This window comes from Pseudoalteromonas sp. (assembly GCF_018402495.1).
Taxonomy (GTDB): Bacteria; Pseudomonadota; Gammaproteobacteria; order Enterobacterales; family Alteromonadaceae; genus Pseudoalteromonas.
Genome location: NZ_JAGYIU010000001.1, coordinates 145,234 through 158,557, shown reverse-complemented (window position 1 = coordinate 158,557; position 13,324 = coordinate 145,234). Strand labels below are relative to the sequence as shown.

Sequence of the window (13,324 nt, the reverse complement as noted above, 5' to 3'; positions counted from 1 at the left end):
ATACTTTTAGCGTCATTAAAAATATTATAGTTGGCAATGCATTACGTTATTTGTTAAAAATAGATCTATTAATACATGCGCGTAACATCGGCAGAAAGATACGCGGTGTGCTCACTATAAAATGTTATGACTAAAAGGCAGGGATTATCTATTGAGCTACGAGACTGATCAAAGAATAAAGAACTATTTAGATACAAATCAGCTAAGTCGAGAACAATTGTGTCGATCAGTTCTTGCATTAGATAATAGATTTTCTGATGTTCGCCCAAGACATCCCCGTGGTGGACCCGACGGTGGTCGTGATATAGAAGCCATTTATCGCAATGATCATGTTGCGTTTGGTGCTGTGGGATTTGTGAATCAAGCAAATGACTCTAAGGAGCAAAAGAAAACCATTACTGAAAAATTTAAGGAAGACTTAAACAGCGCTTTGTCTGCTGATAAAAAGCCAGAGGTATTTGTGTTTTTTACAAACATAAATCTAACAATAGGCGAAAAAAACCAGCTGATAGATAAAGCCAAAGCGCATGGAATGATTCATTGTGAAATTATTGATAGGGAAAGAATAAGAATATCCCTTGATAGCCCAGACGGGTTTTCAATTAGATTTCAGCATTTAAATATTCCCTTGTCCGAGGAAGAGCAAGCGAGCTTTTTTGCCAAGTGGGGTGATGATATTCAATCTGTAATATCAACTGGATTTCAAAGAGTTGAAAATACATTGAATCGAATTTTGTTCTTCCAAGAAGCTTCAAGTACTTTATCTCATTTGACTTTATCTATTGAGCTTAACCAAAAGTATGCCGCTGAAGAGATCGGACATTTTAGACTCTTTTGCTTCCTGTACTTAAAAGAACCAAAAAACAAGATCCTTTCAGTACTATTTGGCCGCACAGATAGATCAAATCGAATGATGGAAGATGTTGCAGCGGATTTCACAAAGCAAGAAAGCGGTATTAAATATGGTATTGGTGGTGGGCAATGGGAGCAAATTATAGACATTGAAGACGAAGAACAGGAATATACTAAAGTGGGTTCGTCTTCTAGCATAGGCATGGATCATGTAGAGTTTATTCCCATTCAATATAGTAAGAACAGCTTAATTAGAAATCCTGACAGCCTTACGCTTAGAGATATTGATGAGGCAATGCTATTACCGTTTTGCAATAAATCTTTAGCAGAAAAAATTAAGGCTATTCACATCTATTCCAACGGCTATAAGATTAAAGAGCTTTCTCCCAGTGATATAGAAATAGATCTCACTGAATTCGACCCAGAAATACCAGTCGTTTTTAGTGAGGATGAACTGAAAGACCCTTGGGCTAGAGTTCGTCCTGCTGGAGGTTTTTCGTCATTTAATATTGAGTTTTTCGATGAAACACCAAAACGGATGTTTATGCCAAAGCAAACAGAGAACAGTTTAGAAGGAAAGAAGTCATAATAAACGCATGTTGTCGGACTGATTTTCCGCTGCGCTCCAAACCAGCCGCAAATACGCGCGTTGCCGAATAAATACTCTAACGTGTTTTTGTCCAAAAAAGAGTTTGTCCGACCGCCCGTACTTCGCTCATAACTTCCTGTCAGATGAAGTCCAAACTTATTTATCGAAACTGTACGATCAGATATGAGCTACTACAATATAGATTAAAATTATTACTTACTCTTACCCTTGTTTAAACAAGGGTAAGAGTAAGTAATAATGTTGTGTAGGTAATTTAACTTTATGTATACTACAAAAAATTCATAATAAGTGGTTTATAAATGCCCGGTAAAATTATTTCTCTCGCGGAATATAGAGAAAGAATACAAAAACTAGAAACGCGTGTACCTTGGAATGATTTTCCTCCTGTTTTTATCTTTAGCCCTCTTGGGACTGCTAAAGAACATGTAGATTATGATGAAGCTAAAAAGAATGGAAATAATGAGGCAGCTTATAGGCTAGTAAAGGATACTGTTCCACTAGACAAGTTAGATGAGTTAAAAAATATTTTAGGCGAATCAACCCCTTTAATTCTTCCTGTTCATGCTATAGAAGAATTTGGAACAAATAAGATTCCAGCCGCATTAGCCTATTATTTATCCGAAAAACTTAAATGCCCTCTATGCAGTGACATCGTACAAGCAAATAAACCCCAAAGAACGGATAAAGGTGCATTTTATCGTTTATCTCAATATCCGTTTTTTGATGGGGATGTACAAAAAGGATCCAACTATGTTATATTGGATGACACATTATCGATGGGTGGTACATTAGCTTCACTAAGGGGCTATATTGAGAACAAAGGCGGTAATGTTTTACTAGCCGTTGCCTTGACAGGACACTGTGGCGCTGCTTTACTTAATATTAAAGAAGCAATGCTTGAAAAAATACGTAGAAAGCATGGAGATGAACTTGATGAATGGTGGAAAAAAGAAGTTGGCTTTGGTGTGGACAAACTCACGCAAGGTGAAGCAGGACACCTTAAGAAACCAAGCTTTGAAGAAATCCGAAATAGAATTGTTGAGGGCAGACCTCAAGAATAGCTTTAGTGCGTTTGCTCGAAGTGACTCTAATCTTATTGAAGCATAACCACGACGTAAAACAAGCCTGTGTTGTCACGGGCTTTTTTGTGTCTGAAATATAGTTTAGATATCTACAATTATCTTTTCAGACCCGATGATTTGTAGGAGTTTGCCACTTTCCTAGAAATAAAATTTAGTGTTCTTTTACAGCGCTTTTTAATTGCCAGCTCAAGCTCATCGGCCATATTAGTAAGATTGCTAATTTTATTTTCTAGCCAACTCTTTTTATTTTCTTGTAACTGAATTTCATTTGAAAGTTGATCTGACTTATATTTTTGTAATGTTAACTGGCTTTCAAGCTCTTGATTACGACTATTAAGCACTTCGACTGTTTGCGTCATTTCATTGAGTTTTTCTTTTACAAATTTCTCTTTTTGTAAATGTTCTCGGCCAGTTACATTTTTAGACTCACCTCGTTCAAAACCAAGTGGTTTAAATGTATTAGCAACAATATCTTGCATCTTTTCAAAATTAGGGTTGAGCTGATTAGTTCTTGATTTTGAGTTTTTTCCTTTTGCCATAAGGTGGCGTAAAGGAGCAACTTTGTTTTTAAAGTCATAATTAAAAAAAGACACATGAGCATGAATGTTACGAACAAAACGCCCTCCTTCATGTCGCCCTTCATCTAAATGCAAATCGATCCCTAATGGCTCAAATCCAAACTCATTTTTTATCTGCACAGCGTATTTACGTAAATATTTAACTAAAAGCTGCTTCGCTTTAATATCTCCATATTTTTTTTCAATTTTTACATACTGTTGCTCACTTAAGATAACAATATGTTCAAACAATAAATTAAAATCTTTCCGAGTTTTTTTACCCGTAACCCCCTTGTAACGAGCGCATGCTTTATTAAGAGCCTCAGCGCCGTTCTTACAGCCTTTGGTATACAAACCGACATTGTCATGGCTAAATTTAGGGTTTACGTTTGCTGAGCATGTAAACCCGTTCCTGTTCGCATTTGAGTGATCTAATACATTATAAGCTTTGTCTGCTTTGTAATACTTAGTTCTGACAGAAGCAAAAGCTTTCTTGTTTTGCTTATTCATTGTCACTAACTCGTATTTCAAACGCAGTGCATTTTTTATAAACTTCAGTACCTATCGGTATGTCTGCTAAACAATTAACAAATTCATTATTACTGTAATCATCATCACCTAAAAATTGACCATTTTGACACAAAAAACATGTAGATATTAATTTTAAGGAATAACAAACTTTCTTTAACTGCTCTAAGTCTACCTCTGCATTTTCATCAACCCATAAAGATACGCATGTAGTAATTTCCAGTTTCTTTTGTTCAGATAACTTCATATCTAATAATAGAGATTCCCAGAGTTTAATTTTTTTTACCTCTCGCTCTGAAGAGAATCTATAGCATTTAAGATCATCAAAAATTTCTCGATGAAGTATGCCGAAATCAACCAACTCAAAAAATGCCTCTCCTTTTTTAAGTTTATCATTTGTAGAATTGAGACGCTGAAATTGTGTAAATTTTTCTTCATACAAAGAAGAAACATATGCAATAACTTTTTCCGACCCTGTGTTTAATAAAAGGTTTTTAAGCTCAATATCAGTGATCTCCAATTTAAGATTTTCATCATTTACTTTGCAAGTATTGTGAGCGTCAAGAGAACCACACTAGCTTAATGTGACATTCCAAGGTGCTAGTTTCTCAGGATCATTCTCGCCATGCATAATTTTTTCCATCACATGCATAAGGTAATCATACGGCACTAAGCCGTTAGCTATGGCTGTTTGAACAATCGAATAGAGTGTCGCACTCGCGTTAGCACCCTTGGCGGTTTTTGAGAACAAGAAGGCTTTTCTGCCCATCACGAAGGGCTTAATGGCGCGCTCGGACCTATTGTTATCTATGTCTAACCGACCGTCGTCACAGTAACGAATGGCTTTTTCCCATTGGTTAAGTGCATAGTTCAGCGCTTTGCCTAGTAAGCTTTCGGGCAATACATGCGGCGCAGACTTGTCCAGCCAGGTTTTAAATTGAATAAGTAGTGGCACTGACTTTTCTTGACGTATTTTGTAGCGCTCTTCTATTGGCAGCGTCTTAATAGCCTCTTCAATACGATAAAGCTTCTGAATATGGTTAAGCGCCCATGTTGCTTTGCCGGTTTTCTGACTGTGTTTGCTTTGTGCTTTATCGGCTTCTTTGAATTTGCGGCGGATGTGCGCCATGCACACCACCAGGGTTGCAGGCAATTGGTGATAGCCTGGATAACCATCGACTTGCAAATAGCCGGTATAGTCTTGCTGATTATCGTTTTGTAAAAAGTCAGCCGCACATTTACCCGCCCGTGAGGGTTGGTAATCGTATAAAACAATATTAGGCGCAGTGTCACCATGAATATTACCCGCAGGCGTATCGGCCCCACTACAGTATACCCACATGTAGGATTTAATATTGTCATCTTCAATCACTTGCAGCGTAGTTTCGTCTGCCTTAATCACGTCTTGTTGCAGCAGTACCTTATGCCAATACTCATACAAGATTGGGTGGAGCACATTAGCGATTTTAATCAGCCAATCTGACATCGTTTGTCGGCATAGATTAATGCCCAGTTGGCTAAAGATGACTTCTTGGCGATATAGGGGCAGCCCATGCTGGTATTTGGCCGTAATTAACTGCGCGATGATGCTGGGTGTGGCGTAACTTTTCGGTAATATGCTAGCTACCGGCGGTGCTTGTTTAATCGGTGTGTTGGTGCCGTTTTTCTCACAGCCTCTGCACGCATATTTTAAGCGATGATGCTCTTCTACCTTGGTAGTGGCCGGCACGAAGACGAACTTTTCAGTCACGTCTTTGCCCATGCAGTGCATCTCACCTTGGCAGCATTCACAGACTTTATCGGCTTCATCAATATCGTGCACAATCACTTCACGCGGGATATGGTCAGCAAAGGGTTTGGTGTTACGTGTGCGTTTCTTCTTCTCTGGCGCTGGCTCGTCTTCACTATCGGCTTTTTCTTGTTCAAACTGGGCAATTTCTTCCACTTCATTAAACAAGTCACCTTGCCCTGAATGTGCTTCGCTTTTGCTAGCAAAGAGTTTGTTCTGGGCTAACCTGAACTGCTCTTCTAGGAAATCTAAGCGAGCTTGTTGCAAGGCAATAAGCGTGTCTTTTTCACATGCCGACAAGCCTTGCTCTACCTGTTTTTGCAGCAGCAATTCCATTCGTTTGTTAGGCTTGTCGGTACGTATTTTCATGACACGTATTTTACCGCAAACCATTCCTAAGGTGTTGTTTTTACTTAGACTAAATCGTGATCAATAATCGCTACTTATGATCGCAAGTTATAAGCCAGCAGAGGCATAGAATAGGGGCTGGTGACCATGTATATCAAAGCCACCTAGTAAACTATTGAGTTGTTGTTCGGTCAGGCTGATTGCCGTTTGCTTGCTGTTAGGCCATTTAAAGACTTCTTTTTCTAAACGCTTAGACCACATGGCTAAGCCTGTGCTGTCCCAGTACAATATCCGCAATCGCTTGCGGGTACGATTCGTAAATACAAACAACGCGCCAGACATCAAGGGTACATCAAGCTCTTGTTCAACAATTAACGCTAAGCCGTTAAATTGTCGCCTAAAGTCCACCGTTTTAGGATATAAATATACAGCGCTTGGCTCAACAAACATTCTCATGCGGCGAGTCCTTTTAATAAAGTTGCCAGCCAAATCGGATCGCATTGTGTGGACAACGACAATTGGACATGTTTTGTCTGCAGCACAATTGAACTAGGTGCTGTTGTTACTTGTGCTCTGACGAATTGTCCAGTTTGTGGCGTAGGCGAGGTTGTTGCCATTGCTTTTTTACACGGGCTTTTTTTATTTTGCAACGACACAGATAGCCCCATGGCATGCCGACGCGAGTAGAAGGTTTGCATGGGTATCTTGCGCTCAGCACAGAATTGCTTAGTCGTGCCAGTATATTCAGCATGCGCTTGCATGATGTGTTGCCATTGTTTTTTAGTGCGTTTGATCATGTTGAGTTCTCGTTGATTGAAAACCCTATTTTCTATTGTGTTGGACTTTTGAGGAATGTGTGGTTCTATTTACGCTTACCAAGTATTCATAACCACCTCCTTAATACGTTATAACGTATTATATCATATTTTATTTTTTTCAATGTTTTTTAGATTTTTTTTGCAGAGCAAAAACCCACCGCGAAGCGGCCTATGGACATAGGCTTTAGTGGGTTAAAATTTGAGGGGGGTTACTCAGTGTTCAAATTTGCACTGTGATATATAGTATTTATTAAGAAGAAGGCAGACCACTGTGAAACTTAAAGTCTTCATCAGGTGTTGAAATAAGTTCAGCTTCAATCAAACCAAAAAAATGAACTCGGTCATTTATATCAAAATCAGCGATATCTTGCGCTAGAGTTAAATAATCTTGATAGTGCCGAGCTTCAGAACGAAGTAATGAGATATAAAAGTCACCTAAACGCTTGTCCACATGCGGTGCTAATTTAGCAAAGCGCTCACACGAGCGGGCTTCGATGTAAGCGCCGATAATAAGTTTATCGACTAATGCATCTGGCTCATACGATTTGACATGACGTAACATGCCCTTAGCATAACGACATGGAGTAATACTTCTATATTCAACACCATATTCATCCATAATTTCGAGCACTTGATAGAAATGATGTAACTCTTCTTTGATTAGCATAACCATTTTGTCTATCAAGTTTTGCCCGTAAGGTGTATTTGACTTCGGGATCATTGATTTAGTGAGTTTGTTCTTGTTTGCAAGGTCACGCCAGTCACCCTGACGCTTGTATATTAGAGTTTCAAAGGGTTTAAGCCAATCTAGTAGCGCATTACCGCTCTCTTTATCTACGGCATACTTACGAATCAAAAACATCGCTGATTGCGCCGCTTTCAATTCACACACGAGGTGGTCTAATAATACTATGTCGAGATTTTCATTTTTCTGTGCTTTTTCAATCCATTTTTCAGGTGTATTGCACTTTAAAAAACTGTTGATTGGTTCTAATAGCTTGTTTATTTCATTTTTGTTCATTACTTATCATCTTGCAATAATATATCTAAATTGCTACTTTCTGAGTACAATTTACTGTAGTAGAAAGTACGAGCTGCATCTTTAGCAGAAAAATCTCTGTCTTTGTGAGGGTTTAATAATCTATCAACATCCCAATCACAAGTTCGTACTTCAGTAACATATTCACTTTTTCTATAATACTCTTTTGAACCATAAAAAACACATTGGTAGGCTTTGCGTTTTCGATCATATTGGCTAAATTTAAACCTAGCTACAACGTTATCCTCTTCTAAGCTAAAAGATAATTCTTTATTCTTTAAAAAAATCTTATTACCTATTCGGTTTAACTCGAGATTATACTGTAAAGGGTCGCTATATGATAATTCAACTATTTCATTAGAAATGGCAGCTAAATTAAGGTTTCTTTCAATTTCTGCTTGTACTTCAGCTAGTTGATTTACAATATCATTTATTTCAGCATCTAACTCTTCCATCAAACTAAATATTGTTACTGACAACTTTTCACTATTTTTAAAGTGATCTTTTAAATCAGCCAACTTTTCTTGATGCTCTTTTAATTTATGTTTTAGTTCCACTTTTTGCGCATGGCTGGTAGAACTGCGTTTTACATTGCTAATTTTAGCAAGTATTAAAGGTTCAACATAAACAGAAAAGAAATGATAAGCTACAACGTATGGAAATGTTGTTGGTGCATCACAACTTTCTCCTCCAGATCGCTGCTTTCTACTGCACCGAAGCAGCGGTAAAGACTCTGCTGATTGTTGAATACTCATTCCTGAGCCACAATGCCCACATTTAACTAAGCCGTGCAACGGCCACTTCCTATCAGGTCTTACGCTCGTAAATAATCGCTCTTTACATATCCGCTGGGCATTATAAAAAACGTCATCTTTAACAACCGCTTCATAAAGTTTTTCTTTATAAACCAGGCCTATACACTTAGGATTTTGAATTATCCTTATAATCTTTGTCGGGTTTATGTTTTTAAGAGGCTTTATATTACCGTATTTTTTTCTCAATGCTCTTTCAATCAAAACTTGACCTAATCCTTCAGCATGCAATTTGAAAATATCTCGTACTACATCAGCGTATTCATTTAACTGACCTTCTTGATCTAGCCAAAAAGGCATCCGCATCTTAGGCGCTATTTTCTTTTCTTTAGCGTTATATTCTCGTCGACTCCAAGAGCTTTTTACTTTTTCAGAGCGCCATTTTGAGTCTGAGTGCGCTTTATCAATTTCAAAAATTAGTCGCATGCGTGTAGCTACATCGTCACGCATACTCGGTGAATAGATAGTATGATCGCGTGCTGTAACAATTGAGATGTCATGATCCCATATTTTATCAAGTAACTTTCCTGTTTCAGTAATCGTCATACGAGATAGTCTAGAGAAGTGCTCAACAAGAATAATTGAACCTTTAGGTACTACCTTTGACTCAATTGCTGCAACTAATCTTCCAAGAGAGCCTGAACTCAAATGTTTTCCAGAAAAGGCTGAAAGACCAGAGTCAATAAGCGGCTCACCTTCAAGCTCAACAACCGAGCAATTTGGGTGATTTCTAAGCCATTCTCTTTGTGCTTCCCCTTGCCTAAACAAGGAGCTATTTCCCTCTTGGGCTTGGGAACTAAAGCGCTGATACAAATAAACGTTACCTGACAATTTATCATTTGACATAACTAGTCCTGATTTAAATTAATTACTTGCACATATTATCTTTTAGCTCACAAATTAAGTGATCAATTAATATGATGGGTAAGTTTTCTTTTTTGATTGCTTGTTCAACCCATTCATCGGGGGTACGGCATAATAAAAAATTGTTAATTGGCTCTAAAAGCTGGCTATGTGGCACACTGACTACTCATTGCTAAAAATTGCGATTGCGACATTTTAACATGAAATATTGCCATGAATAAAATAAACACTCGCCCTTATTCCATGCATGTGTACAACTTGACTTTGTATACTTACTGAACCATAACTAAATAGACTGTATAAAAACAAACCAATTATAACCAAACAGTAATATATCCTTTTATGGAGAGCACGCAATGATACTAAATCACTTATGGGGCTTATACGCCCACCCACTCGAAGAATGGCAAACAATTGACAACCGCCACGAAAGCTTAAAATATAGCTTATCGCACATTATGCTTATCGCTTTATTTCCCTCTGTAATGGGATATTATTCGTCAGTGTATCTAGGTTGGAGTATAGGCACAGGTAGCCCGGTATTTTTAACCCATGAAAGCGCGTTGATGATTGGCGCAGCCATGTATGTTGCTTTAATTGGCGGAGTATTTGCGCTGGCTTATTTAGCGCATTGGATGGCAGTTACTTTTGGCGCTAAGCCGACCTTTACCCAAACTATTGAACTGGCAGCGTATACCGCTACACCGGTATTTATGTCAGCATTGGCTGCTTTTTGGCCTGAGCTGTGGTTTGTGGTGTGTGTTGGATTAGTGGCACTGGCCTACTCTGTTTATTTACTGTATACCGGCGTACCAATTTTAATGCATATTCCGCAGGAGCGCGGCTTTATTTACGCAAGTTCTGTTGTTACCTGTGGATTAATTTTACTGGTTATTATATTAGCACTTACCGCTATGCTATGGACCAACGGTATTATCAGCCCCATGTTTACTTAAATATTCTTTTATAATAGACGCAAAAAAAGGAGCTTAACAGCTCCTTTTTTATTAGCCTTGATAATGCAATCAGGCTGACATTACTTTATTAATCAGATTCGTTTTCATCTTGATTATGTATTTCTAAACCAGATGACATCGCATTTTCGCGAGTACTTTTTGCAGAATCGTTACGTAGCTTATCAATACGATTTAAGTAATCTTGATCAACATCGCCTGTAATGTATTGTCCGTCAAACACTGAGGTTTCAAACTTAGTGATCTCAGGATTTTCTTGGTTAACCGCGGTGATTAAATCGGGTAACGACTGAAAAATTAAACCATCAGAGCTAATGCTTTGGTTAATATCTTCTACTTCACGGCCGTGCGCGATAAGCTCAGCAGCCGATGGCATATCAATACCGTACACGTTAGGAAAACGTATTTCTGGTGCTGCTGATGCAAAGTAAACATTTTTAGCGCCTGACTCGCGTGCCATCTCTACAATTTGTGCTGAGGTGGTACCACGTACAATTGAGTCATCAACAAGTAGGACATTTTTACCTTTAAACTCACGGTCAATCGCGTTGAGTTTTTGACGTACTGATTTTTTGCGCATTTCTTGGCCCGGCATAATAAACGTACGACCAATATAACGATTTTTAACAAATCCTTGACGATACGGTAAATCAAGCACGCGTGCAATTTCCAAAGCAATGTCACATGAGGTCTCTGGAATAGGGATCACAACATCTATGTCTTTATCACTCCACTCTCTGGCTATTTTTTCACCTAGCTTGGTTCCCATGTTTACTCGTGCTGCATAAACCGACATACGGTCAATGGTTGAATCAGGACGCGCAAAATAAACAAATTCAAAAATACACGGTGAATAAGCGACTTTATCTGCACAGCTTAATGAATGAAATTCACCACTTTCAGTGACATAAATAGCTTCACCTGGGGCAACGTCACGAACAAACTCAAAACCGTCAGGCTTTAACGCCACGCTTTCTGAGGCAAACATGTATTCAGTGCCGTTTGCAGATTCACGCTTACCAAACACCAATGGACGAATGCCGTTAGGATCGCGAAACGCAACAATACCATGACCAATAATCATGGCGATAGTGGCATAACCGCCACTGACTTTATTGTTAACTTCAGTAACCGCTGTGAAAATATCTTCAGGGTCTAATTTTAGTTTGTCTGATTTACTTAGCTCATGCGCCATAATGTTAAGTAAAATTTCAGAATCAGAGGTGGTATTAACATGGCGGCGTGCCTCTGAAAATAACTGCTCTTTTAACGACTCGGCATTAGTTAAGTTACCATTATGCGCAAGCGCAATACCAAATGGAGAGTTCACGTAAAATGGCTGAGCCTCTGACGAGCTTGAAGAGCCCGCGGTTGGGTAGCGCACATGGCCAATGCCAATGTTGCCTTGCAAACGTTTCATATGACGAGTGTGAAATACATCTTTCACTAGGCCATTTGCTTTGCGCAAGCTAAATGTATTGTTCTCAATAGTTATGATACCCGCAGCATCTTGGCCACGGTGTTGCAAAACAGTTAAGCCATCATAAATCGCCTGATTAACTGGCGATGTTCCGACTATTCCAACGATACCACACATGTAATTTATCCTCGCCGATTAACGGTTTACTGAATTTAAAAAGCTAGAGTTGTTTTCTAGGTACGAAAAGAACCATTCAACTACAAAGCCAAATTCTGGAATCAAAATAGAGTTGCCCCACCAATGCGTACTTGGCGCACCAGTAAAAGCATCAAGAAAGAAGAGTAACGCGCTCACGACCAACACGCCTCGAAGAGCACCAAACACCACACCAAAAACACGGTCTGTGCCGGATAATCCGGTTCGCTGTACAAGCTCACCCAAAATATAGTTTAGTAAACCGCCTAACAATAGCGTCGCAAAGAATAATATGGCAATGGCCGCCGCATTTCTTAAAAGGGGTTCAGAAATGGATGTTAGGAAGGAAGCTAAATATTGATAAAATAAGCTGGAGATGATGAAAGCCCCTGCCCATACCGCTAATGACATAGCTTCTTTAACAAAGCCGCGTATTAAACCGATGATGGTAGAGAGCGCAATAATGCCAATAATGGCGTAATCAACCCAGATCATAAGAACCAATTAGTCGCTAATTTTGGGCGCATTCTATACCTAAACCTCCTTGTGATGCAAGTATAAGCGTGAGATGACGGGTGAGCAAACACGCCCTATTTTTAGATTATTAACGAGTAGAAAATTGTTTTATAACAAGGCACACTTTTTAAGTTATTGGGGAGTTTAATTCGTTAAATTGTTCAACTATTTATGCGGGTTGGTATACTATGGGAATAGGTATAAACCTAAATGTAGAGCAAGTTTAAGCTGATAAAGTATAACTTAGGCAGGTGCATAATATCTGAGGCTAAACACACTTACCTATTCTTAAATTATTTAGTTACTTCAAATTGAGTGACTTTACCATTGAGTTTGGTCAACTCTTTCAATGCAGGAAGTTGAGATTGCAGTTCTTGCTTATTCAGTGATGGCCCCACAAAAACTTTCGTTAACGTCCCATTTGGCGTTTTAACTGGCCTAGTAAAGGTTTTAAAGCCTTTCGCTTTGAGTTTAGCTTGCAGGGCTTTTACATTAGCCGCATGTGAAAAGCTCCCTAACTGAATAACATACGCCATGCTCGTTAAGTTTTCGTTAGTTTGGCGCATTGGTGTATTTTTAACAGTAACTGTATTATTTGTATCTGGTATTACCGCTTCAACCATTGCTGGCTGCGCGGTATTGCCTGTTTGAGTCACGCTGTTTTGTTGCTCATATGCGGTATCATCAGGTTGGATATCTTCAATTTCATCCTCTTTTAATGGTTGCGCATCAGCTACTTTTTGATCGATTGATTGTTGCAGATCAATGGTTTTGAACTCAGAGCGTTCAGGAATCGCTTTAAAGCCTTCTTTATAGTGCACCTTTTCACCATCAAGTATATTTGGGATAAACACAATTGCTGCGATCACCACAATACTTGTTCCGACTAAGCGATTAATAAAACCTGAGTTCACCGACAT

General features: G+C 38.8%; 13 protein-coding genes and 1 pseudogene. 3 read left to right on the top strand and 11 right to left on the bottom strand.

What is annotated here, in order from left to right:
- Positions 1-151: 151 nt before the first annotated feature.
- Together KG708_RS00715 and KG708_RS00710 are read left to right on the top strand one after the other, a co-directional pair.
- The gene (locus KG708_RS00715) at positions 152-1,441 is read left to right on the top strand and encodes a hypothetical protein (RefSeq protein ID WP_213607685.1); all 1,290 of its coding nucleotides are present in this window, start codon (positions 152-154) and stop codon (positions 1,439-1,441) included.
- Positions 1,442-1,761: 320 nt separating this feature from the next.
- Positions 1,762-2,523 carry a phosphoribosyltransferase gene (locus KG708_RS00710; protein WP_213607684.1) on the top strand — a complete coding sequence of 254 codons (762 nt, stop codon included), beginning with the start codon at positions 1,762-1,764 and terminating at the stop codon, positions 2,521-2,523.
- A 116-nt stretch (positions 2,524-2,639) separates the two neighbouring features.
- Here KG708_RS00710 and KG708_RS00705 read toward each other — a convergent pair whose 3' ends face one another.
- The 8 genes and pseudogenes from KG708_RS00705 to miaE (KG708_RS00670) form a co-directional block, all read right to left on the bottom strand.
- Positions 2,640-3,611: a hypothetical protein gene (locus tag KG708_RS00705; protein WP_213607683.1), complete on the bottom strand. Its 972-nt coding sequence runs from the start codon at positions 3,609-3,611 to the stop codon at positions 2,640-2,642.
- Positions 3,604-4,149, bottom strand: a complete 546-nt coding sequence (locus KG708_RS00700) for a hypothetical protein (protein ID WP_213607682.1) — start codon at positions 4,147-4,149, stop codon at positions 3,604-3,606. Before KG708_RS00700 ends, KG708_RS00705 begins: the two co-directional genes overlap by 8 nt.
- 54 nt (positions 4,150-4,203) lie before the next feature.
- Positions 4,204-5,787, bottom strand: a complete 1,584-nt coding sequence (locus KG708_RS00695; RefSeq protein WP_301002929.1) for an IS66 family transposase — start codon at positions 5,785-5,787, stop codon at positions 4,204-4,206.
- An 87-nt stretch (positions 5,788-5,874) separates the two neighbouring features.
- A complete protein-coding gene (tnpB, locus tag KG708_RS00690; protein ID WP_213607681.1) occupies positions 5,875-6,222 on the bottom strand; it encodes an IS66 family insertion sequence element accessory protein TnpB in 348 nt (115 codons plus the stop codon).
- The gene (locus tag KG708_RS17415; RefSeq protein WP_301002928.1) at positions 6,219-6,563 is read right to left on the bottom strand and encodes a hypothetical protein; all 345 of its coding nucleotides are present in this window, start codon (positions 6,561-6,563) and stop codon (positions 6,219-6,221) included. Before KG708_RS17415 ends, tnpB begins: the two co-directional genes overlap by 4 nt.
- Positions 6,564-6,834: 271 nt before the next feature.
- Positions 6,835-7,605, bottom strand: a complete 771-nt coding sequence (gene miaE, locus KG708_RS00680) for a tRNA isopentenyl-2-thiomethyl-A-37 hydroxylase MiaE (RefSeq protein WP_213607680.1) — start codon at positions 7,603-7,605, stop codon at positions 6,835-6,837.
- On the bottom strand, positions 7,605-9,281 hold the full coding sequence (locus tag KG708_RS00675; protein ID WP_213607679.1) for a recombinase family protein: 1,677 nt from the start codon (positions 9,279-9,281) through the stop codon (positions 7,605-7,607). The genes miaE (KG708_RS00680) and KG708_RS00675 overlap by 1 nt, the downstream gene beginning before the upstream one ends.
- A 40-nt stretch (positions 9,282-9,321) precedes the next feature.
- Positions 9,322-9,456: pseudogene (gene miaE / locus KG708_RS00670) on the bottom strand (tRNA isopentenyl-2-thiomethyl-A-37 hydroxylase MiaE); the annotation flags it as partial.
- A gap of 199 nt (positions 9,457-9,655) precedes the next feature.
- Between miaE (KG708_RS00670) and KG708_RS00665 the strand changes: the two are divergent.
- Positions 9,656-10,255 carry a Yip1 family protein gene (locus KG708_RS00665; RefSeq protein WP_213607678.1) on the top strand — a complete coding sequence of 200 codons (600 nt, stop codon included), beginning with the start codon at positions 9,656-9,658 and terminating at the stop codon, positions 10,253-10,255.
- An 88-nt stretch (positions 10,256-10,343) separates the two neighbouring features.
- On the opposite strand, the gene purF is transcribed toward KG708_RS00665, so the two are convergent.
- The 3 genes from purF to KG708_RS00650 all read right to left on the bottom strand — a co-directional run bounded on the left by purF (position 10,344) and on the right by KG708_RS00650 (position 13,318).
- Positions 10,344-11,870 (bottom strand): amidophosphoribosyltransferase, encoded by a 1,527-nt coding sequence (purF, locus tag KG708_RS00660; RefSeq protein WP_213607677.1) that lies wholly within the window; start codon positions 11,868-11,870, stop codon positions 10,344-10,346.
- An 18-nt stretch (positions 11,871-11,888) separates the two neighbouring features.
- Positions 11,889-12,383 (bottom strand): CvpA family protein, encoded by a 495-nt coding sequence (locus KG708_RS00655; protein ID WP_028834032.1) that lies wholly within the window; start codon positions 12,381-12,383, stop codon positions 11,889-11,891.
- Positions 12,384-12,697: 314 nt separating this feature from the next.
- Positions 12,698-13,318, bottom strand: a complete 621-nt coding sequence (locus KG708_RS00650; protein ID WP_213607676.1) for an SPOR domain-containing protein — start codon at positions 13,316-13,318, stop codon at positions 12,698-12,700.
- Positions 13,319-13,324: the final 6 nt, after the last annotated feature.